The organism is Mesorhizobium sp. M0030 (assembly GCF_040323695.1).
Lineage (GTDB): Bacteria > Pseudomonadota > Alphaproteobacteria > Rhizobiales > Rhizobiaceae > Mesorhizobium.
The window spans coordinates 43,727-66,743 of the sequence record NZ_JAMYVE010000010.1 but is presented as its reverse complement, the minus strand read 5'-3'; the positions used below and the strand labels follow the sequence as shown (position 1 = coordinate 66,743).

Annotated in this window: 25 protein-coding genes; 10 read left to right on the top strand and 15 right to left on the bottom strand. The window is 62.9% G+C overall.

The genetic code is table 11. The features are described 5' to 3' along the window. The first annotated feature begins 28 nt into the window (after positions 1–28). Entirely contained in the window at positions 29–1,297 is a 1,269-nt protein-coding gene (locus tag NKJ80_RS20145) for a multidrug effflux MFS transporter (protein WP_023684881.1), read from the top strand. Here NKJ80_RS20145 and NKJ80_RS20140 read toward each other — a convergent pair. From NKJ80_RS20140 to rpsD, 4 genes are all read right to left on the bottom strand, one after another. Then, positions 1,271–1,717, bottom strand: a complete 447-nt coding sequence (locus tag NKJ80_RS20140; RefSeq protein WP_502902211.1) for a UCP034077 family protein — start codon at positions 1,715–1,717, stop codon at positions 1,271–1,273. The two genes, NKJ80_RS20145 and NKJ80_RS20140, sit on opposite strands and share 27 nt — an antisense overlap. Before the next feature lie 85 nt (positions 1,718–1,802). Beyond that, entirely contained in the window at positions 1,803–2,630 is an 828-nt protein-coding gene (locus NKJ80_RS20135) for an inositol monophosphatase family protein (RefSeq protein WP_023684879.1), read from the bottom strand. Continuing rightward, the gene (gene ttcA / locus NKJ80_RS20130; RefSeq protein WP_023669106.1) at positions 2,620–3,507 is read right to left on the bottom strand and encodes a tRNA 2-thiocytidine(32) synthetase TtcA; all 888 of its coding nucleotides are present in this window, start codon (positions 3,505–3,507) and stop codon (positions 2,620–2,622) included. Before ttcA ends, NKJ80_RS20135 begins: the two co-directional genes overlap by 11 nt. A 107-nt stretch (positions 3,508–3,614) precedes the next feature. Then, positions 3,615–4,232: a 30S ribosomal protein S4 gene (gene rpsD / locus NKJ80_RS20125; RefSeq protein WP_023669107.1), complete on the bottom strand. Its 618-nt coding sequence runs from the start codon at positions 4,230–4,232 to the stop codon at positions 3,615–3,617. A gap of 386 nt (positions 4,233–4,618) precedes the next feature. On the opposite strand from rpsD, the gene NKJ80_RS20120 reads away from it, so the two are divergent. After that, on the top strand, positions 4,619–4,819 hold the full coding sequence (locus tag NKJ80_RS20120) for a hypothetical protein (protein ID WP_023690200.1): 201 nt from the start codon (positions 4,619–4,621) through the stop codon (positions 4,817–4,819). Positions 4,820–4,902: 83 nt separating this feature from the next. Here NKJ80_RS20120 and NKJ80_RS20115 read toward each other — a convergent pair whose 3' ends face one another. Next, the gene (locus NKJ80_RS20115) at positions 4,903–5,091 is read right to left on the bottom strand and encodes a DUF3008 family protein (protein ID WP_023684876.1); all 189 of its coding nucleotides are present in this window, start codon (positions 5,089–5,091) and stop codon (positions 4,903–4,905) included. Positions 5,092–5,253: 162 nt separating this feature from the next. On the opposite strand from NKJ80_RS20115, the gene NKJ80_RS20110 reads away from it, so the two are divergent. Both NKJ80_RS20110 and NKJ80_RS20105 read left to right on the top strand, forming a co-directional pair. Next, complete coding sequence (locus tag NKJ80_RS20110) at positions 5,254–6,543, top strand: ribonuclease catalytic domain-containing protein (protein ID WP_352498181.1); 1,290 nt, start codon at positions 5,254–5,256, stop codon at positions 6,541–6,543. Continuing rightward, positions 6,501–6,635: a hypothetical protein gene (locus NKJ80_RS20105; RefSeq protein WP_352498180.1), complete on the top strand. Its 135-nt coding sequence runs from the start codon at positions 6,501–6,503 to the stop codon at positions 6,633–6,635. The genes NKJ80_RS20110 and NKJ80_RS20105 overlap by 43 nt, the downstream gene beginning before the upstream one ends. Positions 6,636–6,717: 82 nt before the next feature. On the opposite strand, the gene murI is transcribed toward NKJ80_RS20105, so the two are convergent. The 3 genes from murI to NKJ80_RS20090 form a co-directional block, all read right to left on the bottom strand. After that, positions 6,718–7,506, bottom strand: a complete 789-nt coding sequence (gene murI / locus NKJ80_RS20100; protein WP_023684874.1) for a glutamate racemase — start codon at positions 7,504–7,506, stop codon at positions 6,718–6,720. Between the two features lie 145 nt (positions 7,507–7,651). Next, on the bottom strand, positions 7,652–8,260 hold the full coding sequence (locus NKJ80_RS20095; protein ID WP_023684873.1) for a DUF805 domain-containing protein: 609 nt from the start codon (positions 8,258–8,260) through the stop codon (positions 7,652–7,654). A gap of 81 nt (positions 8,261–8,341) precedes the next feature. Next, complete coding sequence (locus tag NKJ80_RS20090; protein WP_023716001.1) at positions 8,342–9,190, bottom strand: RNA methyltransferase; 849 nt, start codon at positions 9,188–9,190, stop codon at positions 8,342–8,344. 209 nt (positions 9,191–9,399) lie between these two features. Between NKJ80_RS20090 and NKJ80_RS20085 the strand changes: the two genes are divergently transcribed. From NKJ80_RS20085 to NKJ80_RS20075, 3 genes are read left to right on the top strand one after another with little or no spacing between them, the layout of a single operon-like run. After that, positions 9,400–10,611: an NADP-dependent isocitrate dehydrogenase gene (locus tag NKJ80_RS20085; RefSeq protein ID WP_023669114.1), complete on the top strand. Its 1,212-nt coding sequence runs from the start codon at positions 9,400–9,402 to the stop codon at positions 10,609–10,611. 10 nt (positions 10,612–10,621) lie between these two features. Beyond that, positions 10,622–11,236, top strand: coding sequence for a glutathione S-transferase family protein (locus NKJ80_RS20080; RefSeq protein WP_023751448.1), 615 nt, complete (start codon positions 10,622–10,624; stop codon positions 11,234–11,236). Between the two features lie 14 nt (positions 11,237–11,250). Next, positions 11,251–11,832, top strand: a complete 582-nt coding sequence (locus NKJ80_RS20075; protein ID WP_352498179.1) for a demethoxyubiquinone hydroxylase family protein — start codon at positions 11,251–11,253, stop codon at positions 11,830–11,832. Between the two features lie 117 nt (positions 11,833–11,949). Here NKJ80_RS20075 and alaS read toward each other — a convergent pair whose 3' ends face one another. Both alaS and recA read right to left on the bottom strand, forming a co-directional pair. Next, positions 11,950–14,616, bottom strand: coding sequence for an alanine--tRNA ligase (gene alaS / locus NKJ80_RS20070; protein WP_286461055.1), 2,667 nt, complete (start codon positions 14,614–14,616; stop codon positions 11,950–11,952). Positions 14,617–14,887: 271 nt separating this feature from the next. After that, positions 14,888–15,991, bottom strand: a complete 1,104-nt coding sequence (gene recA, locus NKJ80_RS20065) for a recombinase RecA (RefSeq protein WP_352498178.1) — start codon at positions 15,989–15,991, stop codon at positions 14,888–14,890. A gap of 282 nt (positions 15,992–16,273) precedes the next feature. Here recA and NKJ80_RS20060 point away from each other — a divergent pair, with 282 nt between their 5' ends. Together NKJ80_RS20060 and NKJ80_RS20055 are read left to right on the top strand one after the other, a co-directional pair. Continuing rightward, the gene (locus tag NKJ80_RS20060; protein ID WP_352498177.1) at positions 16,274–17,218 is read left to right on the top strand and encodes a carbohydrate kinase family protein; all 945 of its coding nucleotides are present in this window, start codon (positions 16,274–16,276) and stop codon (positions 17,216–17,218) included. 70 nt (positions 17,219–17,288) lie between these two features. Then, positions 17,289–18,206: a pseudouridine-5'-phosphate glycosidase gene (locus NKJ80_RS20055; protein ID WP_352498176.1), complete on the top strand. Its 918-nt coding sequence runs from the start codon at positions 17,289–17,291 to the stop codon at positions 18,204–18,206. Between the two features lie 201 nt (positions 18,207–18,407). Here the strand turns inward: NKJ80_RS20055 and NKJ80_RS20050 are convergent, their stop codons facing one another. After that, positions 18,408–18,731 carry a TfoX/Sxy family protein gene (locus NKJ80_RS20050; protein ID WP_023669120.1) on the bottom strand — a complete coding sequence of 108 codons (324 nt, stop codon included), beginning with the start codon at positions 18,729–18,731 and terminating at the stop codon, positions 18,408–18,410. 83 nt (positions 18,732–18,814) lie between these two features. Here NKJ80_RS20050 and NKJ80_RS20045 point away from each other — a divergent pair, with 83 nt between their 5' ends. Beyond that, positions 18,815–19,312 (top strand): GFA family protein, encoded by a 498-nt coding sequence (locus NKJ80_RS20045; protein WP_023706439.1) that lies wholly within the window; start codon positions 18,815–18,817, stop codon positions 19,310–19,312. 149 nt (positions 19,313–19,461) lie between these two features. On the opposite strand, the gene sufA is transcribed toward NKJ80_RS20045, so the two are convergent. The 4 genes from sufA to sufD form a co-directional block, all read right to left on the bottom strand. Next, positions 19,462–19,842, bottom strand: coding sequence for a Fe-S cluster assembly scaffold SufA (gene sufA / locus NKJ80_RS20040; protein ID WP_013532156.1), 381 nt, complete (start codon positions 19,840–19,842; stop codon positions 19,462–19,464). 105 nt (positions 19,843–19,947) lie between these two features. Continuing rightward, positions 19,948–20,334: an SUF system Fe-S cluster assembly protein gene (locus NKJ80_RS20035; protein WP_023709315.1), complete on the bottom strand. Its 387-nt coding sequence runs from the start codon at positions 20,332–20,334 to the stop codon at positions 19,948–19,950. Positions 20,335–20,355: 21 nt separating this feature from the next. Further along, entirely contained in the window at positions 20,356–21,597 is a 1,242-nt protein-coding gene (locus NKJ80_RS20030; RefSeq protein WP_352498175.1) for a cysteine desulfurase, read from the bottom strand. A 137-nt stretch (positions 21,598–21,734) separates the two neighbouring features. Beyond that, entirely contained in the window at positions 21,735–23,003 is a 1,269-nt protein-coding gene (gene sufD, locus NKJ80_RS20025) for a Fe-S cluster assembly protein SufD (protein ID WP_023825123.1), read from the bottom strand. Positions 23,004–23,017 lie beyond the last annotated feature (14 nt).

The following is a 23,017-nucleotide window of genomic DNA, read 5'->3' as shown; positions in this document are numbered from 1 at the left end:
CATATTCGTTTTGAAGATCGGACCCGCCGTGGACCAGCCAGCAAAAGCGCCGCAACAGGCACGCAAATTGCCTATTCCGCGCTGGGAATTCATCGCGCTTTGCGCGGCACTGATGGCGTTGAACTCGCTGGCCATCGACATCATGCTGCCGGCACTGCAGCAAATCGGCGCCACGCTTGGCGTTGAGAATGAAAACCACCGCCAGTATGTGATCACCGCCTATATATTGGGCTTCGGTGGCGGACAGCTTTTCTTCGGACCGATCTCGGACCGGTTCGGGCGCCGCGCGCCACTCGTTGCCGGGCTGGCGATTTATGTCGTGGCGGCGGCAGCTGCCGCCATCGCCCCGTCATTCGCCGTCCTGCTGCTGTGCCGGCTGGTGCAAGGCATCGGTGCGGCGGCGACCCGCGTCATCGCCGTCTCGATCGTGCGCGACACGTTCGACGGTCGGCGCATGGCCGAGGTGATGTCTCTGATCTTCATGGTGTTCATGGCCATCCCGGTGATCGCGCCTGGGATCGGCCAGTTCATCATGCTGTTCGCAACATGGCACTGGATCTTCGTCACCATGGCCGTCGGAGCGCTGATCGTGTCGGCGTGGTCGCTGCTGCGGCTGCCGGAGACGCTGCATCCGGAGTACCGCCGGCCGCTGACAGTCTCATCCGTCGTCGGTGGTTTCCGCATCGTGCTCACCAACCGCATGGCGCTTTGCTACGCCTTTGCCAGCACCTTCATTTTCGCCGCCATGTTCGGCTTCATCGCCTCCGCACAGCAGATCTATGTCGACATTTTTCATGTCGGCGAATTGTTTCCTGTCATCTTCGCGGGTGTCGCCGGCGTTCTCGCTTTTTCGAACTACCTCAACTCGCGCCTGGTCGGCCGCATCGGCATGCGCCGCCTGTCGCAGAGCGCACTGCTGTTGTTCCTGGTGATCAGCCTTGCCTGGCTCACCGTTTCGCTTCAAATGAAGATGCCACTCTGGCTGTTCATCACCTTCTTCGCCAGTGCGATGCTCCCGTTCGGCGCGCTCGGCGCCAATTTCAACGCGCTCGCGATGGAACCGCTCGGCCAACTGGCGGGCACCGCGTCGTCCATCCTGGGCTTCATGCAGACTTTTCTCGGCGGCATCCTCGGCACGCTGATCGGCCAGGCCTTCAACGGCACGGTGACGCCGCTTGCCGCCGGCTTCTGCAGCGTCTCGGTCGCGGCCCTGCTGATGATCCTGATCGCCGAGCGCGGCAAGATGTTCCAGCCGCACAACCCACCCATTTCAGGGCACGTCACCGACCTGCATTGAGCGACGCGCCTTGAGATTGTTGGTCTCAAAACCGCATCGGAAACGAGGGAACAGCGGGCGCCCTGCGATGGCGCCACCCATGCTGTCCGACAGCGGCATCGGCAGAGCCTTGTCGAGCGCTTCGAGCACGGATGACACAAAGACCCGGTTGAGCGAGGCATCATCTCCCATATGGGAGAAAGTGGCGCGCGGCTTGCCCATCAGCGTGCCGTTTTTGCGAATTGAAAAACTCAGCGTCAGGGTCAGGCCAGCACTTCCAGGCGGCGGCTGCCAACAGGCAAAGATCGCGTCGAACATTTCGTCGATGGTGTCGATGGGATCGGGGCTACGACACGCGCGCTCCTGCGATCGTGCCTCAGTGGCGCAGGCGACCAGGGCAAGTGCAAGTGCCGTTGCGACAATTGCGGACCGATGTTTCATTTCGCGGCTCCGGCTTCGCGAGAGATTGGACCACTATAACAGAGCCAATATACTTGACGAAAGCGTCTACCGGCAGTTGGACCGACTATTGCGCCCAGAGTTCCCTGCGCAACTCCTGCCAGCTTTCCTTGTCCGGGGCGACAAGAATGCCGCCGTCGATATGCGAGGGCAGATAGGCGCTACCGTCGATCCGCGCGGTGTAGCCGCCGGCCTCGGCGTGGATCAGCACACCGACCAGATGGTCCCACGGCATCAGTTTGTTGTAGACGACGAAATGGGCATGGCCGCTGGCCAGAAGACGGTATTCATGTGCCGCGCAGCGATAGCCGAACTGCGACAGGGTCTTGGTCTGGTTGCGCGCCAGGAGCGAGCGTTGCGGTTCCGCCAGATATTGCCAGGAGACGGAGCCGGTCATCTGCGAGATCGGCACGGCATCGGCGACGTGCACCGTCTCCAGCGCGCCATGCGCATGGCGGATATGGCTGCCGGCGCCCTTGGCGCCGATCAGCCAGTCCCGGCCTACGGGGTCATGGATGATACCGGCGACGGTTTCGCCCTTGACGACGACGCTCAGCATGACGCCGAAGAGCGGCACGCCGGAGGCGAAGTTGAAGGTGCCGTCGACCGGGTCGACGACGAAGGCGAGGTCGGCATCGCCGAGCCCCTGAAGCAGCGCCGGATTGTCGGAACAGGCTTCCTCGCCGACGATCATCGCCGTGGGATAGCGCTCGCGCAGCCTGGCCGTGATCAGCCGCTCGGCGTTGATGTCGGCCTCGGTCACCAGGTCGGCAGCCGAGGTCTTCTGTCTGATGTCGCCCTCGCCCAGCCGGCGAAAGCGTGGCATGATTTCGGCCCTGGCTGCATCGGCGAGAAGCTCGGCCAGCCAGTCGATCGCTTGGTCGTCAAATATCATCGGAAATGTCTTGTCCTGTGCTGAGGCTGCCATTGAGGGCGGCAAAGTCGAACAGCTTTCTGTCGAGCAGATGCGACGGCCTGGTGTTGGACAGCGCGCGCAGCATCGTATCCTTGCGGCCCGGCATGCGCTTTTCCATATCGTCCAGCATCGCCTTCATGGCGTTGCGCTGCAGGCCTTCCTGGCTGCCGCAGAGATCGCAGGGAATGATCGGGAATTTCATAGCGGCGGCGAATTTTTCCAGATCGACCTCGGCGCAGTAGCTCAGCGGCCGCAGCACCATGACGTCGCCGTCGTCGTTGAGCAGCTTTGGCGGCATGGCGGCAAGGCGGCCGCCATGGAACAGATTCATGAAGAAGGTTTCGAGAATGTCCTCGCGGTGGTGGCCGAGCACCAGCGCCGAACAGCCCTCCTCGCGCGCGATGCGATAGAGATGGCCGCGCCGCAGCCGCGAGCACAGCGAACAATAGGTGCTGCCCTGAGGCAGCTTGTCGGTGACCACCGAATAGGTGTCCTGATACTCGATGCGATGGGCAATGCCATGCGCATCGAGGTAGTCGGGCAAAATGTGCTTCGGAAAATTCGGCTGGCCCTGGTCGAGATTGCAGGCCAGCAGCTCGACCGGCAGCAGCCCGCGCCATTTGAGATCGAGCAGCACGGCCAGCAGCCCGTAGGAATCCTTGCCGCCGGACAAGGCCACCAGCCAGCGGTCGCCGGGCCTCGCCATGGCGAAATCCTCGACCGCCTGACGGGTTAACCGCAACAGCCGCTTACGCAGTTTGTTGAACTCGACGGAAGACGGCACGTCGGCAAACAGCGGATGGAAGCCGCCTTCAGCAATCGGTTCAACTGTTTCGATGTCTGCCAGCATGTTCATGGCTTGTCGCTTTCCATAGCCGAGAGTGCCGGATTAGCGGACATGGCCGACAAAGAAAAGGCCGCCTCGACGGGCGGCCCTTTCCAGTATCGCAGAAAAGCGATCGCTTAGCGCGAATAGAATTCGACGACCAGGTTCGGCTCCATCTGCACGGCGAACGGAACATCGGCCAGGCCGGGGATGCGCGAGAAGGTCGCGACCATCTTGTTGTGATCGACTTCGATATAGTCCGGCACGTCGCGCTCGGCGAGGCCGACCGCTTCCAGCACGATGACCAGCTGCTTCGACTTTTCGCGCACTTCGACGACATCGCCCGGCTTGCAACGGTACGAGCCGATGTTGACGCGCTTGCCGTTGACGTTGACGTGGCCGTGGTTGACGAACTGGCGAGCCGCGAAAATGGTGGGCACGAACTTGGAGCGGTAGACGACCGCGTCGAGACGCGACTCGAGCAGGCCGATCAGGTTCTCGGAGGTGTCGCCCTTGCGGCGATCAGCCTCTTCATAGACTTTGCGGAACTGCTTTTCGGAGACATCACCATAGTGACCCTTCAGCTTCTGCTTGGCGCGCAGCTGCAGGCCGAAATCGGAAAGCTTGCCCTTGCGGCGCTGGCCGTGCTGGCCGGGGCCGTATTCACGCTTGTTGACCGGGGACTTCGGGCGGCCCCAGATGTTTTCGCCGAGACGGCGGTCGATCTTGTACTTCGCGGATTCGCGCTTGCTCATCGCATTCCCTTTCAAAACAAACCACCCGGAGCCTCATGGTCCGGGTGAAGGAAACGCGCCCTCCTCTGGCCTCCGTTTTCGAGGCCTGACAGGGTTTTCCCACGCAACGCGGCGGAAAACCCACGGGACACGTCAGTCTAGACAAAACCCAGGAAACGATAAACCTGCTTTCCCGGGCTTGCCATGCAAAAGAAACAACCGGGCATTGCGGCCCGGTGTTGGTGCGCTCGTTAAACGGAGATTTGAGCAGAGTCAAGCGCGTCGCTGGCGCTGGGCCCGGCAACCATATCACGTCTTTGGCGTTGAGTGCCGTGCCGGATGCGGCGGGAGGTTGTTGCGCCGACGGCATTTAGGAAGGGACTGGAGCCAAAGGAGCCCGAAGTCGCATGAAGAAGTTTTTCCTCTCGTTGGTCGGTGCAGCCGTCCTGGCCGGGACGATGTCGATCGCCGTGCCCGAGCCAGCGATGGCCAAGCATTGGCAGGGCCACAAGCATCGTCAGACCTGCCATGTCGTGGTGAAGAAGAAGGTCATCTGGCGGCATGGCCACAAGAAGGTCATCCGCTACAAGGTGAAGCGCTGCTGGTGACGTCAGGGGTTTCGGGCTTGGCCTGAACCGAAGAAGCCCGTGGTTTCGGCCACGGGCTTTGTTTATCGACTCGGTTCAAGGTTTCAGTCTGCCGATTTCTTCTCCGGCAGGCCTTTGCGCTTGGTCTCTGCGAATTCCTCGAGCTGTTTTTCGCTCATCGAATTGTACATCGACTTCGACGCGCCTTGAAGTTCGCTCTTCCTGGTCTCGCCGCGCTTGGCCGACAGGGCTGCGCCAGCGGCCTTTTGCTGTGCTTTTGAGGTTGCAGGCATATCGGCACCTCCTTTGCTGACAGAGGAAGAAACGTTGCGCTCCGGCGACGGTTCCAGCGCTGGCGGTCAACTTCCGTTCCGCGCTCATGCCTGCCCATGGTCGGCCGGCACTGCCGGCAAAACCACCTTCCCGTGCCCGCAACGCCGGTGTAGGACGGCGCCATGAAATCGTTGAACGATCCCTCGCAGGCACTCGCCACCGGCCTCGCGAAAATCCGCACCGAGTTCCATGTGCCGGAGGGATTTCCCCCTGATGTAGTGGTCATGGCACAGACGGCGGCCAGGTGCGTGCCCGACCAGCATGCCGACCGCACGGCGATGCCCTTCGTGACGCTCGATCCCGCGGCTTCCACCGATCTTGACCAAGCGTTTTCGATCGAAGCGAGCGGTAGCGACCTTCTGTTGCACTATGCCATCGCCGACGTAGCCTGGTTCGTCGCAGACGGCGACGCGGTGGATCGCGAAGCCTGGGCGCGGGGCGAAACCCTGTATTTGCCGGACGGCAAGGCCGGGCTCTATCCCCGGGTCATTGCCGAGGGCGCCGCGAGCTTGCTGCCCGGCGGTCCGCGTCCGGCTGTCATCTTCACGGTCCGGATCGCCGACGACGGAGCGGTAAGGCTGGATGGCGCGGAGCGGGCAATCATTCAAAGCCGCGCCAAGCTCGCCTATGACAGCGTGCAGGCCGCCGACGTCCCAGTCGGCTTCGCCGAAATCGCGCGGCGCATGGCGGCGGCCGAAGACCGTCGCGGCGCTTCGCGCGTCGACCCGCCCGAGCAGGAGGTGGAACAGCTTGCCGATGGCACATTCCAGCTTGCGTTCAGACCGCTGCTGCAATCCGAGCAAGACAACGCAGCACTTTCGCTGGCCGCCAACATGGCGATTGCCGACGCCATGCTGGCACACCGGACCGGCTTGTTTCGGGTGATGGCGCCGCCCGATGCTTCCAAAGTGCAAAGACTGCGCAGCGCGGCACGGGCCTTAGGCCTGTCCTGGCCTCCTTCGACCAGCCTGCCCGACTATCAGCGAACCCTCGATCCTGCCAACATGCAACAGGCAGCGCTGATGCTGGAAATCCGCCGCGCCGGCTCCGGTGCGTCCTACCAGCCCTATGAGGAAGGCGTTGTCCCCTGGCACGAGGCGATGGCCGCGACCTATGCCCACGCCACCGCACCCCTGAGGCGGCTGGCCGATCGCTATGTCGTGCGATGCGTGCTGGCCATCGTCAACGGCCAGCCGGTGCCGCAAGCCGTTACCGAGGCGTTTTCCAGACTGCCGAAGGTGATGGGCCGCGCAGGCGCCCGCGCCTCGCAGATCAACCACGCGGCCATCGACCTTGCCGAGGCGGTGATGCTGAGGGGCGCATGGGTGAAACATTCAAGGCCGTCGTCACCGACGTCGGTGATCGGCGTGTGCGCGTTCAGCTCTCGGACATGCCTGTCGTTGCGAATGTGAAGGCCTCAGGGTTCAGGCAGGGCGATGGCCTGACGCTAAGGCTTGTTTCGGCCGATCCGGATCGACGCGTCATTGTCTTCGAGCCTGCCTAAAGCGCGTCGGCGACGCGCTTTAGTTTTTCGTTTTATGCATGTCGTTGTCCCAAAACCGCTGCGCACTTTTGGGCGACATGCATTAGCGCGCGCTCAATCCAAAACCCTGCATCAGCCGGCTGATGGCGAAATCCGCCTTTCCCGAGGTAAAGACGGCGATGTCGGGCTCGCTTTGCGGCAATGGTCCGTCGACAGCCGGAAGCAGCGACAGAGCACGCCGCGCAATCGCTTCGGCCGGGTCGATCCAGTCGACCGGCCAGGGCGCGGTCTTGCGCATGCGATTGGCCAGGAACGGATAGTGCGTGCAGGCGAGCACGACGATGTCCGTGCGCAAATCGTCATGCTGGACGAAACACGGTGCGATCTCGGCACGCACGGCCTCCTCGTCGACAAAGCCCTCGCGCATGTAGGCCTCGGCCAGTCCGGCGAGATTGTTGCTGCCGACCAGCCGGACATGGCATTTCTGCGCCCATTTGCCGATCAGGTCGCGCGTGTACTGGCGCTTCACCGTGCCCGGCGTCGCCAGCACCGAGACCAGCCCGGACCGGGTGCGCTCGGCCGCCGGCTTGATTGCCGGCACCGTGCCGACAAAGGGATGGCCAGGGAATTTTTCCCGCAACGCATCGATCACCAGCGTCGAAGCGGTATTGCAGGCGACGACCGAAATTTCCGGATCAAAACGGTCGAGCAGCTTGGCGAAGAGCTCGACTATATGGGCCTGCAGCGCCGGCTCTTCCCACGCGCCGTAGGGAAAGGCCTTGTCATCGGCGACGTAGACGAAGCGCCGGTCGGGCATCAGCACGCGCGCTTCGCGCAGCACGGTCAATCCGCCAACGCCGGAATCGAACATCAGGATCGGACGGTGGCTCATTGATATCGGACCATGAAAGAGGCTGGATCAGAAGGCTTGGCGGTCATTGGCCAATGCCGTTCTTCTATCTGCAACCATCATGGTCTTGAAGTGGCGAATGTCAGCAAGTTCTATGCAAAGCCGGCGAAGACGACCTTGCCTCGGCCTAGAGCCCGCGCTTGCCGAAGCCGGCGGGCCGCGGGCGGCCCATAGGCTGGGCGGACGGCACCGAGCGCGTGGCCGGTGTGGCGTTGCGCATGGAACACTGTGCCGTGCTGCTGGCCATCCGGCCGGATCCCGCAGGCATGGGCGTATCGCCATCGAAATCGAAAACCGATGTCAGTTCGTCGATATTGATGCCCGCCACCGGCTTAGCCACCAGGATCGTGCACCAAAGGCCAAAGATCGACAGCGCCAGCAGGTTCAAACCGCTGGACGTGCTTTCCGGGTTTTTGAAATCGATGACCAGCAGCGTGCCTGCCTGCAGAAAGGCGTAGATGGCGCAGAACACGATGTAGGACCACAGGATCCAGGCTTTGCCGTTGGCGTCGCGGCTGCGTCGCCAGGCGATGTTGGCACGCATGACCACAGCCAGGAGGGAAACGACCAGAACCGCGCCTGCCATGCCTTGCCTCGATGGACCGGGCGCCGAGTTGACCAGCCCCTCAAAGCCGATCGTGCCAACGATGCACAGCACAGCAAGAATGGCCTCGAGCAGGGCTACGCCGAGCGAATAGAAGAAGAAGCGCATACGGCCGATTTTGGACGTGAACATTTGCCACCCCACCGTTTTGACAACAATGGACGAGAGGCAAATAAAATTCGGTTACTTCAGCCGTTCGAAGCTTAGCGATTTCTAATCTTCTTTGTCTGCCTGGCGTTTTCGCGCAGCGGCCGGCAAACGCCTTGGATCGTCTCCCGGCGAGCCGTCACCGCGCGGCATGGCCGGCGAAAACCGGTCGAGCGACGAGATGATGCCACGCAGCACTTTCAGTTCCGGCTCGGCGAAACCGGCGCGCGTCAAGACGGCGCGCAGATTGTCGACCATCTTGGGTTTCTTGGGCGCCGGGCGGAAATAACCGCGCGCTTCGAGCGCGCCTTCGAGATAGGCAAACAGGCCGTGCAACTCTTCCTTGCTCGCCGGCTTCATTTCAGGACTGGAGAAATTAGTCGCCGTCTCGTCCTCCAGGCCGGATTTCATCCATTCATAGGACATCAACAGCACGGCCTGGGCGATGTTGAGCGACGAAAAGCCGGGATCGACCGGGAAGGTGACGATCTCGTCGGCCAGCCCGACCTCGTCATTGTAGAGCCCAAAACGCTCGCGGCCGAACAAGATGCCGGTGCGCAGGCCGGCTATCTGACGTGCCCTCAGCGCCCTGCCCGCTTCGACCGGACCACGCACGGGTTTGAAGCCGTCGCGCTCCCGCGCCGTGGTGGCGAAGACGAAGTTGAGGTCGGCGACGGCGGACGCCAGGTCGCCGAACACTGTTACGGCATCGATGACATGGTCGGCGCGGCTGGCGGCGGCGCGCGCCTTCTCGCTCGGCCAGCCGTCACGCGGGTTGACCAGTCTCAGTTCGGCAAGGCCGAAATTAGCCATGGCGCGCGCAACCATACCGATATTCTCGCCGAGCTGCGGCTCGACCAGGATGATCGCCGGGGCGGCGGCGGATGCGTTTTCAGGATGATCGACGGCGGACATGATCTCAATGAACTGCTGTTTGCGGCATTTCAGCGTTCCCTGCCACATCCGCTTGGCAAAATGAAGCTTTTGCAAACACCGGTCGGACGACCCATTCTGCACGGATCGTCGTTTGCGCGGCCAAATAGGCTTTGATATACGCTCCGCATACCCGGCCGAAGCCATGCGGGCGAGGCCGTTTTGTTCCCCAAAAGCGAGGCATTCTTTTCATGGCGAAGATCAAGGTGGCGAACCCGGTCGTCGAGCTCGACGGCGACGAGATGACCCGCATCATCTGGCAGTTCATCAAGGACAAGCTGATCCACCCTTACCTCGACCTGAAGCTCGAATATTACGACCTCGGCGTCGAGCACCGCGACGCCACCAACGACCAGGTGACCATCGATTCGGCCAATGCCATCAAGAAATGGGGCGTCGGTGTGAAATGCGCGACGATCACGCCCGACGAGCAGCGCGTCGAGGAATTCAAGCTGAAGAAGATGTGGAAGTCGCCGAACGGCACCATCCGTAACATTCTCGGCGGCACCATTTTCCGCGAACCGATCATCATGAAGAACGTGCCGCGTCTGGTGCCGGGATGGACCAAGCCCATCATCGTCGGCCGTCATGCTTTCGGCGACCAGTATCGCGCCACCGACTTCCGCTTCCCCGGCAAGGGCAAGCTGACCATCAAGTTCGTCGGCGAGGACGGCAAGGTGATCGAGCACGACGTGTACGACGCACCCGGCGCCGGCGTTGCCATGGCGATGTACAATCTCGACGACTCCATCCGCGAATTCGCCCGCGCCTCGCTGAATTACGGCCTGCTGCGCAATTATCCGGTTTATCTCTCGACCAAGAACACCATCCTCAAAGCCTATGACGGCCGCTTCAAGGACATTTTCCAGGAGGTCTACGAGGCTGAATTCGAGGCCGAGTTCAAGGCGAAGAAGCTGTGGTACGAGCACCGGCTGATCGACGACATGGTGGCCTCCGCCCTGAAATGGTCCGGCGGCTATGTCTGGGCCTGCAAGAATTATGACGGCGACGTCCAGTCCGACACGGTGGCGCAAGGTTTTGGCTCACTCGGCCTGATGACCTCCGTGCTGATGACGCCGGACGGCAAGACGGTGGAAGCGGAGGCCGCGCACGGCACCGTGACGCGCCACTATCGCCAGCACCAGAAGGGCGAGGAAACCTCGACCAATTCGATCGCCTCGATCTTCGCCTGGACGCGTGGCCTCGCCCACCGCGCCAAGCTCGACGACAATGCCGAGTTGAAGCGGTTTGCCGACACGCTGGAGAAGGTCTGCATCCAGACGGTTGAGAGCGGCTTCATGACCAAGGACCTGTCGCTCTTGATCGGTCCCGACCAACCATGGCTGTCGACCACCGGCTTCCTCGACAAGATCGACGAGAATTTGCAGAAGGCGATGGCGTAAGCCGGCAGCCATGGCCAAGCCGGTCGTCTACGGGGCGGACTACAGCGTATATGTGCGCATCGTCCGCCTCGTGCTGGCGGAAAAAGGCATCGACTACGACCTTGTGCCGGTCGATGTCTTTGCCGCCGAGGGCGCTCCCGCCTGGTACTTCGAGCATCACCCTTTCGGCCGCATTCCGGCCTTCGAGCATGACGGGTTTCGCCTGTTCGAAACCAGCGCAATCGCCCGCTATGTCGACGAGGCGTTCGACGGCCCGGCACTGCAGCCAAAAGACGCCCGCACCCGCGCAACGATGAACCAGATCATCGGCATGCTCGACGCCTATGCCTACAGATCGATGGTCTGGGACGTCGCCGTCGAGCGGCTTGAGAAGGAAGCGCCAGACGAGGCACTGGTCGCCAACGGGCTGCGCCAGGCGGAAACGGTGCTGCGGGTGCTCACCGCACTCAAGCCTCCCGGGCCGTGGCTGCTCGGCGACCAGCTGACGCTGGCCGACCTGCATGCGGCATCCATCATCGCCTATTTCGTCAAGGTCGCCGACGGGCAAAAGCTGCTTGCGGCGTTCGCCGACATCCAGGCCTGGTGGGAGGGCATCGCAAAACGTCCGAGCCTGGCGGCGGGCTGATATGGGTTCGGGCCATGGCTGACCCATCTCGCCAGGACGCGCTCACCGTCGCCAGAATTGTCAGGGTCAACCACGCCGGTGAGTTCGGTGCGATCAGGATCTATTCGGCGCAGATTCTTGTCGCCAGGCGCTTCTGGCCGGATTGCGTGCCATCCTTGTCGGAGATGCTTGGGCACGAGCGCACGCATTGGGCTGCGTTCCGCGCCGCCATGCCGGCGCGGCGGTCGCGACCGTGCCGGGTAATGCAGTTCTGGAGCTGGGGTGGCTGGGTGCTGGGTTTTGTCACCGCCCTGCTCGGTCCGCAAGGCATCTGGGCCTGCACGGCGGCGGTTGAAGCGGCGGTGCATCGCCATCTGGACGATCAGCTGTTTTTCCTCGCCAATCGCGACCACGACTTGCACGGCATCATCCTGGCGATCCGCGAGGAAGAGCTCGCCCATCTCCATCACGCCGAAGAGCAGCTGAAATCGTCCGGCCCGGCGCTGAACTTTTTACGGTCGCTGATTTCGATCGCCACGGACGTGCTGATCTGGCTGTCCACCTGGGGCGATTCCAGCAGAATGACGCGCGCCCTGAAAGCGGCGAAAAAGAACTAGCTAGACGGACCGTCTAAGAGCTGATTGCCGGCTTGCCACTATCAGCCACAGAATGGCAAGCACGGCGGCGAAGGCCGGAAAGCCGCACACAAAACCAGATAAGGCATAGGGTGGCTTTCAGGCTGCCTCCAGCGCCGCCCTCACCGCGGCGATCGCATCATTGGCCTTCGAGGCGTCCGGGCCGCCGGCTTGCGCCATGTCGGGCCGTCCGCCACCGCCCTGCCCGCCCAATGCGGCCGAGGCAACGCGCACAAGATCGACAGCGCTGAAGCGGCCGACGAGATCGTCCGTCACGGCGACCACGACGCTTGCCTTGTTGTCTTCGCCCGCACCGACGAAGACGACGACGCCGGAGCCGAGCGATGTCTTGCCGGCATCGGCCAGCGGCTTCAAATCCTTCGGCGACACGCCGGAAACCGCTTTGCCGAGGAAGCCGATACCGGCGACGGTTTCGGTGGTGGCCGGAGCATCGGCCGCGGCACCACCGCCCAGCGCGAGTTTCTTGCGCGCTTCGCTCAGCTCCTTCTCGAGCTTCTTGCGCTCCTCGAGCAGCGTCTCGACACGCGCCGGCACGTCGGCCGGCGAGATCTTCAGCACGGCCGCAGTTGCCTTCAGGCGCCTGTCCTGCTCATCGAGATGTTTGCGCGCGGCTTCGCCGGTCAGCGCCTCGATGCGGCGCACGCCGGCGGCGACCGCGCTGTCGGAGACGACACGGACCAGGCCGATATCGCCGGTCGCCCGGACATGGGTGCCGCCACAAAGTTCGACGGAATAGGGTCTATTGGCCTTGGCGCCATGCACGCCGGTGCCCATCGAGACGACACGCACCTCGTCACCATATTTCTCGCCGAACAGCGCCATGGCGCCCTCGGCAATGGCGTCATCGACCGACATCAGGCGCGTCGTCACCGGGCTGTTCTGGACGACGATTTCGTTGGCCATGCGCTCGACCTCTTCGAGATCTTCGGCCGAGATCGGCTTGTTGTGCGAGATGTCGAAGCGCAGGCGCTCGGGCGCGACCAGCGAACCTTTCTGCGCGACATGGGTGCCCAGCACCTCGCGCAGCGCCTCATGGATCAGATGCGTTGCCGAATGGTTGGCACGCAGCCGGGTGCGGCGCGCATGGTCAACTTTCAGCTCGACGGCTGCACCTGGCTTGACCGTGCCGTTCGTCACCTTGCCCAGATGCACGAACAGGCCGTCGGCCTTTTTCTGCGTGTCGGAAACCTCGATCGAGAAACCTTCGCCGGAGATGATACCGGTGTCGCCCATCTGGCCGCCGGACTCGCCATAGAACGGCGTCTGGTTGACGACCACCGCCACCGCGTCGCCCTTGCCGGCGCTATCGACTGTCTTGCCGTCCTTGACCAGGGCCTGGATGAGGCCTTCCGCCTGTTCGGTCTCGTAGCCGAGGAATTCGGTGGCGCCGGCCTTCTCGCGTACAGAAAACCAGATGGTCTCGGTGGCCGCGTCGCCGGAGCCAGCCCAATGCTTGCGCGCTTCGGCCTTCTGCTGCTCCATCGCATGGGTGAAGCCGGCAAGGTCGACCGAGATGTTGCGCTGGCGCAGTGCGTCCTGCGTCAGATCGAGCGGGAAGCCGTACGTGTCATAGAGCTTGAACGCCGTCTCGCCATCCAGCATATCGCCGGCGTGCAGCGTATCCGTCGCCTCCGAGAGCAGGCCGAGGCCGCGCACCAGCGTCTTGCGGAACCTGGTCTCCTCGAGCTTCAGCGTCTCGGTAATCAGCTGTTCTCCGCGCAGCAGTTCGGGATAGGCCTGGCCCATCTCACGCACTAGCGCCGGCACCAGCTTCCACATCAACGGCTCCTTGGCGCCGAGCAACTGCGCATGGCGCATGGCGCGGCGCATGATGCGGCGCAGCACATAGCCGCGGCCTTCGTTCGACGGCAGCACGCCGTCGGCAACCAGGAAGGAGGACGAGCGCAGATGATCGGCAATGACGCGGAAGGAGGCGACCGTCTCCTTGTCCGGGCCCTGCCCGAGCGCCGATGACGCCGCATCGATCAGGTGGCGGAACAGGTCGGTCTCGAAGACGCTCTCCACCCCTTGCAGGATGGACGCCATGCGCTCCAGGCCCATGCCGGTGTCGATCGACGGCCGCGGCAGGTCGATGCGCTCATCCTTGGTGACCTGCTCATATTGCATGAACACCAGGTTCCAGAATTCAAGGAAGCGGTCGCCGTCCTCCTCCGGGCTGCCGGGAGGGCCGCCCCAGATGTGCTCGCCACGGTCGATGAAGATTTCCGAGCATGGCCCGCACGGTCCGGTGTCGCCCATCGCCCAGAAATTGTCGGAGGTCGGGATGCGGATGATGCGGTCATCGGAGAAACCGGCGATCTTCTTCCAGAAGCCGGCCGCCTCGTCATCGGTGTGATAGACGGTGACCAGCAGCTTGTCCTTGTTCAGCCCGAACTCCTTGGTAATCAGGTTCCAGGCCAGCTCGATGGCGCGCTCCTTGAAATAGTCGCCGAAGGAGAAATTGCCGAGCATTTCGAAAAAAGTCAGGTGGCGCGCGGTGTAGCCGACATTGTCGAGGTCGTTGTGCTTGCCGCCGGCGCGCACGCTCTTCTGAGCGGTCGTGGCGCGCGAATAGGACCGCTTCTCCAGGCCGGTGAAGACGTTCTTGAACTGCACCATGCCGGCATTGGTGAACATCAGCGTCGGGTCGTTGCGCGGCACGAGCGGGCTCGACGCGACGACCTCGTGGCCCTCCTTGCGGAAATAGTCGAGGAATGTCGACCGGATCTCGTTCACGCCACTCATGACTGCTGCCTTTTCGCGAAAACCGCCGGCGCGGCCGGCGGACACTGGTCTCTGCTTTTTAGAAGATCGACTTGGCCTTTTAGCGGGCACGCCCCACCCTGTCCAGAAACACGGAATTGGGCCAATCCGGCAACTGCCAAGCCGGCTTCACGCTGCCCAAAAACGAAAACCGCCGGCGCGAAGGCCGGCGGTTTGAAACGCAATACTAAAGAACTCGGTTACTTAAGCATCGGATAATAGACTGGATTTATGGCCGAACTCTGGCCGTGCCCTAAATGGCGCCGGATTCTTCCTCGAAGCCGTCGTCGCTTTCGCCGCGCTCGGGGCCGCCATTTTCAAGAAATTTCTCGGCGATCAGCCCGGCATTCTGCCGCAGTGCCAGTTCGATCTCGCGCGCCGTGTCGGGATTGTCGCGCAGGAACAGTTTGGCGTTTTCACGACCTTGGCCGAGACGCTGCGAATTGTAGGAGAACCACGCGCCGGACTTCTCGACCACGCCGGCCTTGACGCCGAGGTCCACCAATTCGCCGGTCTTGGACACGCCCTCGCCATACATGATGTCGAACTCGACCACCTTGAAGGGCGGCGCCAGCTTGTTCTTGACGACCTTGACGCGGGTCTGGTTGCCGACGACCTCGTCGCGGTCCTTGACCGAGCCGATGCGGCGGATGTCGAGGCGCACCGAAGCGTAGAATTTCAGCGCGTTGCCGCCGGTCGTGGTTTCCGGCGAACCGAACATGACGCCGATCTTCATGCGAATCTGGTTGATGAAGATGACCATGGTGTTGGAGCGCGAGATCGAGGCGGTCAGCTTGCGCAGCGCCTGGCTCATCAGACGAGCCTGGAGACCGGGCAGCGAATCGCCCATCTCGCCTTCGATTTCGGCGCGCGGCGTCAGTGCCGCCACCGAATCGACGACCAGCACGTCGATGGCGCCGGAACGCACCAGCGTGTCGCAGATTTCCAGTGCCTGCTCGCCGGTGTCCGGCTGCGAGATCAAGAGGTTTTCCAGATCGACGCCGAGCTTGCGGGCATAGACCGGATCGAGTGCGTGCTCGGCATCGACGAAGGCGCAGATACCGCCTTTCTTCTGGGCTTCGGCAACTGTGTGCAGCGCCAGTGTCGTCTTGCCCGAGCTTTCCGGCCCGTAGATCTCGACAATGCGGCCGCGCGGCAGGCCGCCGACGCCAAGCGCGATGTCGAGGCCCAGCGATCCCGTCGGCACGGTTTCAATCTCGACGACCTGCTCATTGGCGCCAAGCCGCATGATCGAGCCCTTGCCGAAGGCGCGCTCGATTTGCGACAGCGCCGCGTCCAGAGCCTTTGATTTGTCCACCGCTTTGTCCTCTACAAGCCGCAAAGAATTCTGAGCCATGATACATCACCCCTTGGTCGTCAATGAAGGCCGGACAATCCGTAATCCCTGCCCATTTTGTACTACTTTTGTTCTCGTTTGGCAAGAGGGGTCAAATAACTGAAAAACCATCTTTATCCGGATTTGTTCTTTTTTTGTCTCTTGGTTTGGTTTTCGGACGCGTTCCGCATTGGGCCAGACGCGCCGGCTGTTTCGATCGGCCGAATCGCCGGCTCGCCTGCGAAGCTCCGCCGCACAGCGTAGCGCTTGTGCGGCTCGAATAACAAAGGTCATATCGCCGGCATGGTGAAATCAGCAAAGATACTGGCGGTGGGCGGCGCCCATATCGATCGCCGCGGCCAGGTGTCGGGCACGTACGTGCCCGCGGCGTCCAACCCCGGCACGATGCGCGAGGATGTCGGCGGCGGCGTATTCAACGCGCTGCGCAGCCTGGTGCGGCGCGGCGTCTCGGCCTCGCTTTTGTCGGTGCGCGGCGGCGATGCCTCGGCCGAGACGGTTGCGCGCGCCATCACTGAGGCCGGCATTGCCGACCTGTCGGCGGTTTTCCTCGACCGCACGACGCCGAGCTACACGGCGCTGATCGATCGCGACGGCGAGCTGATCACCGGCTTTGCCGACATGGCGCTCTACGATTTGGCGTTCCCCAAGCAGATCCGCCGCTCCAAGGTGCGCGAGGTGGTCGCCGAGGCCGATGCGGTGCTCTGCGACGCCAATCTGCCATCAACGGCGCTGGAGCGGCTGGTGGGGCTCGCCGCCGGCAAGCCGGTGTTCGCCATCGCCATTTCGCCGGCCAAGGTGGTGCGGCTGATACCGGTGCTGAAGGAACTCGCGCAGGTCTTCATGAACCGGCGCGAGGCCATGGTGCTGGCCGGCGTCGATGCCAATGCCACCGAGCGCGAGACCGTCGACGGACTGCGCTGCAGCGGCCTCACCAGTGGCGTGGTGACGGCGGGCGACGGCCCGGTGCTAGGATTCGACGAAGCCGGCGCCTTCTCTATCCTGCCGCCGGCGCCGAGAAAAGTCGCCGACGTCACCGGCGCCGGCGACGCGCTGGCCGGCGCCACCATCGCTGCCCTGCTGCGCGGCCTGGCATTGCGCCAAGCCCTCCGCGAAGGCGTTGCCGCGGCGACGCTCGCCATCGAAAGTTCGGATGCCGTGCCGGCCTTCACCGCCGCGATCTTCACCGAGGCACTGGCTCTTGTGCCCGACGCGCAGGAAATGGCATGAGGGCGGCCAATTGCCATTGCCGGAGCGCGACGTCCAAGCGGACGCGCGGATCTCCGGATCGGAGACCATCATGACACCGCAAAGCGCCCGCCCCTTCATCGACATCCACGCGCCCGTGGCCGAGGCGCTCGCCGCTGGCCGCCCGGTCGTGGCGCTGGAAAGCACCATCATCACCCATGGCATGCCTTACCCCGACAATGGCGCCATGGCCGCCAATGTCGAAAAGATGATCCTGGACAATGGCGCGGTGCCGGCGACGATCGCCGTGGTCGCCGGCCGCATCAAGATCGGACTGTCCGACGGCGAGCGCGAGTCGCTGGCCATGACCGGCGATGCCATGAAGCTGTCGCGCGCCGACCTCGGCTTTGCGGTCTCGCAAGGCCGCACCGGCGGCACCACGGTCGCCGCCACCATGATCGCCGCTGACATGGTCGGGATAAAGGTGTTCGCCACCGGCGGCATTGGCGGCGTCCACAAGGGCGCGGAAAAGAGCTTCGACATCTCGGCCGATCTCGACGAGTTGGCGCGCACGCCGGTCATCGTCGTCTCGGCCGGCGCCAAGGCGATCCTCGACATCGAAAAGACGCTTGAAGTGCTGGAGACGCGCGGCGTGCCGGTGATTGGCCATGGCTGCGAGACGATGCCGGCCTTCTGGTCGCGGCATTCGCCGTTCCGCGCGCCGCTGACCCTGCACAGACCGGAAGAGATCGCGCATTTCTACAAGACCAGGGCGGCACTTGGCCTGGTCGGCGGCATGCTGATCGCCAACCCGGTGCCGCAGGACGATGAAATTCCGGCCGACGAGATGGCCGGCTATATCGAGGCCGCGCAGAAGGCGGCGGAAGTGCAGAATGTGACCGGAAAGGCGGTGACGCCGTTCCTGTTGGGCAAAATCCTCGAACTGACCGGCGGCCGGAGCTTGAAGACCAACATCGCGCTGGTCGAGAACAATGCGCGGTTGGCGGCGAGGATTGCGAAGGCGCTGTAGGATCGCCTACGTCGGCGGGACAGCACCCCCCTGGCCTGCCGGCCATCTCCCCCGCAAGGAGGGAGATTAACAGCTTAGCCGCAGGCTCCCATTTTCAACGTTGGTGATTGGCGAAGGCCAATGTGACAACTGATCTCCCCCCTTGCGGGGGAGATGTCCGGCAGGACAGAGGGGGGTGGGAAGAAACGCGGCGGTCCCGGTTCACTTCCCCGCCCGGCGTCCCGCCTCATACGCCCGGCGCGCCCACACCCTCATCTCGTCAGGGTCATCAAACGCGTCGTCGGGAATGCTCCAGTACGGCATCGCGACCAGCTTGCCGTGGCGGGTGCCGGTATAGGTCCATTGCTTGCAGCCGGCGGCTTCGAAGTCGGGCGCGCTTTGCTCGTCAGCCTTGAGCAGCAATTCGCCGCGCAGCACGATGGCGACGATGACGCCGTCGAAATAGATACCCTTGCCGCCGAACAGTTTTCGGATACTGACCGGGCCGAGGCCTTCGAACAGCTCTTCGATGCGTTCATTGTCCATGCCGCAATCATGTCACCGGGCTTGCCATGGCTGCAACCAAAAACCATGCTGGCAAGTTGAGAGCCATCCGTCGGAGTTCTGTCATGCCGCTGCTGCTCAAGGGATCCTGCCGCTGCGATGCCGTCCATTTCGAGGTGGAGAGCAACACGCCGGTGCCGTTCATGCTGTGCTACTGCTCGATCTGCCGCAAGCAGCAGGGCGGCGGCGGCTTCGCCATCAATCTCGGCGCCGATTACAAGACGCTGAAAATCAAGGGCAAGCGCAATCTCGGCGTCTACCAGGCAGAGATCGCGGACGACGAGCATCCAAAGTGTGAGATTTCGACGGGCGAGCGCAATTTCTGCAAGAAGTGCGGTTCGGCGCTCTGGCTCTACGATCCGACATGGCCGGACCTGGTCCACCCCTTCGCCTCGGCAATCGACAGCGAGCTGCCGAAGCCACCGGAGAAGGTGCATCTGATGTTGAAATACAAGGCGAGTTGGGTCGAGCCGGTGATCGGCAAAAAGGACAAGGCGTTCGACGTCTATCCCGAGGAATCGATCGCCGACTGGCACAAGCGGACGAAGATGTGGGTGAAGTAAGCAGGGAGGCGCGGAGCGCGACTTCCGATGGTCAGCGCTGCCCCTCATCCGGCCCTTCGGGCCGTTCGTCATTCGAAAAGCCAAGCAATTGGCTTTTCGCCCGCTGCGCGGACCATTCCTCACCTCCCCGTGAACGGGGAGAAGGAAGATCAGGCCGAAGCGCGCGCCTCAGCCAGCGCCTTCAGGTCGGCGGGCTTCAGTTCGACGGATTCGCCGCAGCCGCAGGCCGAACTCTGGTTCGGGTTGTGGAAGGTGAAGCCGGTGCGCAGCGTCGTCTGCTCGAAATCCATCTCGGTGCCGAACAGGAAAAGCGCAGCCTCGGGCGCGACATAGACATGCGCGCCGTCGCGTTCGATATGGTCGTCCTTGGTGTTGGGCTCGGTCACCAGGTCCACCGTATATTCCATGCCGGCGCAACCGCCCTTCTTGATGCCGAGGCGAATGCCATGCGCATTGTCGCGCGTGGCGACGATCTCGCGCACCCGGTCGGCTGCCTTTTCGGTCATCGTGATGACGGCGAAGCGTCCCATTCTTTTTCCTCTTCCATTCCATGCAGGTTCAAGGCCTGCCGAATGATTCCTCACCTAAAATGGTGAAGTTTTACCACTGGTGCAAGTGCACCAACCTCAGTCAACCTAGTACCAGCCAACCGCCACCTGCGCCTCTTCCGACATGCGGTCGGGCGACCAGGGCGGGTCGAAGGTCATGTTGACCTCGACGCCGGAGACGCCTTCGACGGCGCCGACGGCGTTTTCCACCCAGCCGGGCATTTCACCGGCCACCGGGCAGCCGGGTGCGGTCAGGGTCATGTCGATCTTGACCGCGCGGTTGTCCTCAATGTCGATCTTGTAGATGAGGCCCAGCTCATAGATGTCGGCCGGGATTTCCGGGTCATAGACCGTCTTCAGCGCCGAGACGATGTCGTCGGTCAGCCGCGCCAGCTCGTCGGCGGGAATGGCCGAGGCGGAAACCAGCGGATTGATGGCTGCTTCCGGCGCGGTGGTGTGGCTCGCATCATCCATGGTCGTCATCCAAAGAACCTGTCACCCGAAGAACTTGCGCGCTTTTTCCAGCGCATCGGCCAAAGCGTCGACTTCGGCCATGGTATTATACATGCCGAACGATGCCCTGCATGTGGAGGTTACGCCAAAGCGTTTCAACAGCGGCTGGGCGCAATGGGTGCCCGCGCGGACGGCAACACCCTGCCTGTCTATCACCATCGACACGTCATGGGCATGAATACCCTGCAATTCGAAGGAAATGATGGCGCCCTTGTCCGGCGCGTCGCCGAAGATGCGCAGCGAGTTGATGGCGCGCAGCCGCTCGTGCGCGTAGGTCTTGAGGTCGGCCTCGTGCGCGGCGATGCGCTCGCGGCCGATCTTTTCCATGTATTCCAATGCTGTACCCAGCCCGATCGCCTGGACGATCGGCGGCGTGCCGGCCTCGAAGCGGTGCGGCGGCTCGTTGTAGGTGACGACGTCTTCCGTCACTTCCTCGATCATCTCGCCGCCGCCCATGAAAGGGCGCATGGCCGAGAGAATATCCTTCTTGCCGTAAAGCACGCCGATGCCGGACGGCCCGTAGACCTTGTGACCGGTGAAGACGAAGAAATCGCAGTCGAGGTCCTGGACGTCGATCGGCATGTGCACGGCGCTCTGGCTGCCATCGACAAGTACGGGAATGCCACGCGAATGCGCGATGCGCACGATTTCCTTGATCGGCGTCACCGTGCCCAGCGCGTTCGACATATGCGTGATGGCGACGAGCCTGGTCTTGTCGGTCAGGCGCTTTTCGAATTCCTCGATGTGGAAGATGCCGAGATCGTCGACCGGCACCCAGACCAGCTTGGCGCCCTGCCGTTCCCGGATGAAATGCCACGGCACGATGTTGGAGTGGTGCTCCATGATCGACAGCACGATCTCGTCGCCCGCGCCGATATTGGGCATGCCATAGCCGTAAGCCACGGTGTTGATGGCGGCTGTCGTGTTGGAGGTGAAGACGATGTTGTCGGTGCTTGGCGCATTGAGGAAACGGCGCACCGTCTCGCGCGCCTTCTCATAGGCGTCGGTTGCGGCATTGGACAGGAAATGCAGGCCGCGATGGACGTTGGCGTATTCCTGGGAATAGGCGTGCTGGATCGTATCCAGCACCACCTGCGGCTTCTGCGCCGAGGCGCCATTGTCGAGATAGACCAGCGGTTTGCCGTAGACTTCGCGCGACAGGATCGGGAAGTCGCGGCGGATCGCCTCGACGTCGTATGGGGTTGTTTCGATCTTCTGGTCCATTACAAGCTCTCTTGAGGCACCGCCTCACTTCGTCACGCACCCCTCATCCGACCGAGCTTCGCTCGGCCACCGCCCGGGGCGAGTCACTTGCCTCGCCCGTCCTTCGGACCCCACAAGGGGAGAAGGGAAAGAGGCGCTTACCCGTGCGCCACGAACCAGTCGTCCAGCCTTGTTTCCAGGGCCTCGACGATGGTTTCGTCGTCCAGTTCCTCGATCACTTCGGCCACGAACGCCTTCACCAGCAAGCCGCGGGCGCTCTTCTCGTCGATGCCGCGCGCCATCAGGTAGAACAGATGGTTGTGGTCGATCTCGGTAACGGTCGCGCCATGGCCGCAGATGACGTCGTCGGCGAAGATCTCCAGCTCAGGCTTGGTCGAGAACTCGCCATCGTCCGACAAAAGCAGCGTGTTGCAGGCCATCTTGGCGTTGGTTTTTTGCGCGTATTGGTGGACGTTGATGCGGCCCTGGAAGACGCCGCGCGCCTTGCCGGTCACGACATTGCGGATCACTTCCGTCGACGTCGTATGCGGCACGGCATGGTCGAGCACCATGGTCACGTCGGTGTGGGTGTCGCCGGCGAGCAGGTTGATGCCGCGCAGTTTGAAGTCGGAGCCTTCGCCCGTGGTCTTCACCACGATCTCCTGGCGCACAAGCTTGCCGCCGGCATTCATGAAAAACAGCGTCAGCTTCGAATTCTTGCCGAGATGCGCCTTGAACTGGGCAAGATGCGTGGCCGTTTCCGGCTGCTCCTGCACGATCAGCCAGGTAACGTCCGCACCCTCGCCCAGAACGAGCTGGCTGACCGAGCTGCCCAGTGCCGCGCCCTCGCCGGCCTGACGCTCGACGAGAGCAGCTTTGGCGCCGGCGCCGACACGCACGGGAAAGCGCACATGCACCTGGCCACCGGCCTGCAAATTCTGCAATTCGATCGGCTTTTCCAGTGCTGTGCCATCCGCAATGTCGACGAAATAGCCGTCAGCGACAAAGGCGGTGTTCAGCGCACCGATGGCGTCATCGCTGCCATAGGGATCGAGGCCCGGTGCGATCGAGCCGTCAGTCAGCTTTTCCGACAGGCGCTGGATGGTCACGCCTTCGATCGCGGGGAACTTCGCGCCGGAGACGCCGTTCAGAACCGCCAGCACGGCGGAGCCTTCGACGATGGGCGCCAGCCCCTTGGCGGCGGCCGTCGGATCGAACGCCGGCACCGCAGTCAACAGCCGGCGCAGGTCAGTGTAATGCCAGGATTCGATGCGCCGCGTCGGCAGCCCGTGCTTGATTGCCTCAATGGCGTCGTCGCGCTTCAGCATCACCGCGCCGTCACCCGGCAGCAACGACAGACGCTCGCCAAAGGCGTCGATCAGCGCCGTTTCGGCCTGCGTGCGCTGGGGTTGTGTATGCATATTCATCAGTTTTGCCCCGC

What these genes read in the sequence shown, in the direction of transcription:
- NKJ80_RS20120 (WP_023690200.1), top strand. Translation starts at nt 4,619, where the DNA reads ATGAAGAAGTTTTTCCTCTCGTTGGTCGGTGCAGCCGTCCTGGCCGGG.
- NKJ80_RS20090 (WP_023716001.1), bottom strand. Translation starts at nt 9,190, where the DNA reads ATGTCCGCCGTCGATCATCCTGAAAACGCATCCGCCGCCGCCCCGGCG.
- NKJ80_RS20055 (WP_352498176.1), top strand. Translation starts at nt 17,289, where the DNA reads ATGACACCGCAAAGCGCCCGCCCCTTCATCGACATCCACGCGCCCGTG.
- NKJ80_RS20115 (WP_023684876.1), bottom strand. Translation starts at nt 5,091, where the DNA reads ATGCCTGCAACCTCAAAAGCACAGCAAAAGGCCGCTGGCGCAGCCCTG.
- NKJ80_RS20095 (WP_023684873.1), bottom strand. Translation starts at nt 8,260, where the DNA reads ATGTTCACGTCCAAAATCGGCCGTATGCGCTTCTTCTTCTATTCGCTC.
- alaS (WP_286461055.1), bottom strand. Translation starts at nt 14,616, where the DNA reads ATGAGTGGCGTGAACGAGATCCGGTCGACATTCCTCGACTATTTCCGC.
- NKJ80_RS20135 (WP_023684879.1), bottom strand. Translation starts at nt 2,630, where the DNA reads ATGATATTTGACGACCAAGCGATCGACTGGCTGGCCGAGCTTCTCGCC.
- NKJ80_RS20050 (WP_023669120.1), bottom strand. Translation starts at nt 18,731, where the DNA reads ATGGACAATGAACGCATCGAAGAGCTGTTCGAAGGCCTCGGCCCGGTC.
- ttcA (WP_023669106.1), bottom strand. Translation starts at nt 3,507, where the DNA reads ATGAACATGCTGGCAGACATCGAAACAGTTGAACCGATTGCTGAAGGC.
- NKJ80_RS20080 (WP_023751448.1), top strand. Translation starts at nt 10,622, where the DNA reads ATGGCCAAGCCGGTCGTCTACGGGGCGGACTACAGCGTATATGTGCGC.
- rpsD (WP_023669107.1), bottom strand. Translation starts at nt 4,232, where the DNA reads ATGAGCAAGCGCGAATCCGCGAAGTACAAGATCGACCGCCGTCTCGGC.
- NKJ80_RS20140 (WP_502902211.1), bottom strand. Translation starts at nt 1,717, where the DNA reads ATGAAACATCGGTCCGCAATTGTCGCAACGGCACTTGCACTTGCCCTG.
- NKJ80_RS20085 (WP_023669114.1), top strand. Translation starts at nt 9,400, where the DNA reads ATGGCGAAGATCAAGGTGGCGAACCCGGTCGTCGAGCTCGACGGCGAC.
- murI (WP_023684874.1), bottom strand. Translation starts at nt 7,506, where the DNA reads ATGAGCCACCGTCCGATCCTGATGTTCGATTCCGGCGTTGGCGGATTG.
- NKJ80_RS20075 (WP_352498179.1), top strand. Translation starts at nt 11,251, where the DNA reads ATGGCTGACCCATCTCGCCAGGACGCGCTCACCGTCGCCAGAATTGTC.
- recA (WP_352498178.1), bottom strand. Translation starts at nt 15,991, where the DNA reads ATGGCTCAGAATTCTTTGCGGCTTGTAGAGGACAAAGCGGTGGACAAA.
- NKJ80_RS20110 (WP_352498181.1), top strand. Translation starts at nt 5,254, where the DNA reads ATGAAATCGTTGAACGATCCCTCGCAGGCACTCGCCACCGGCCTCGCG.
- NKJ80_RS20045 (WP_023706439.1), top strand. Translation starts at nt 18,815, where the DNA reads ATGCCGCTGCTGCTCAAGGGATCCTGCCGCTGCGATGCCGTCCATTTC.
- sufA (WP_013532156.1), bottom strand. Translation starts at nt 19,842, where the DNA reads ATGGGACGCTTCGCCGTCATCACGATGACCGAAAAGGCAGCCGACCGG.
- NKJ80_RS20060 (WP_352498177.1), top strand. Translation starts at nt 16,274, where the DNA reads ATGGTGAAATCAGCAAAGATACTGGCGGTGGGCGGCGCCCATATCGAT.
- NKJ80_RS20035 (WP_023709315.1), bottom strand. Translation starts at nt 20,334, where the DNA reads ATGGATGATGCGAGCCACACCACCGCGCCGGAAGCAGCCATCAATCCG.
- sufD (WP_023825123.1), bottom strand. Translation starts at nt 23,003, where the DNA reads ATGAATATGCATACACAACCCCAGCGCACGCAGGCCGAAACGGCGCTG.
- NKJ80_RS20030 (WP_352498175.1), bottom strand. Translation starts at nt 21,597, where the DNA reads ATGGACCAGAAGATCGAAACAACCCCATACGACGTCGAGGCGATCCGC.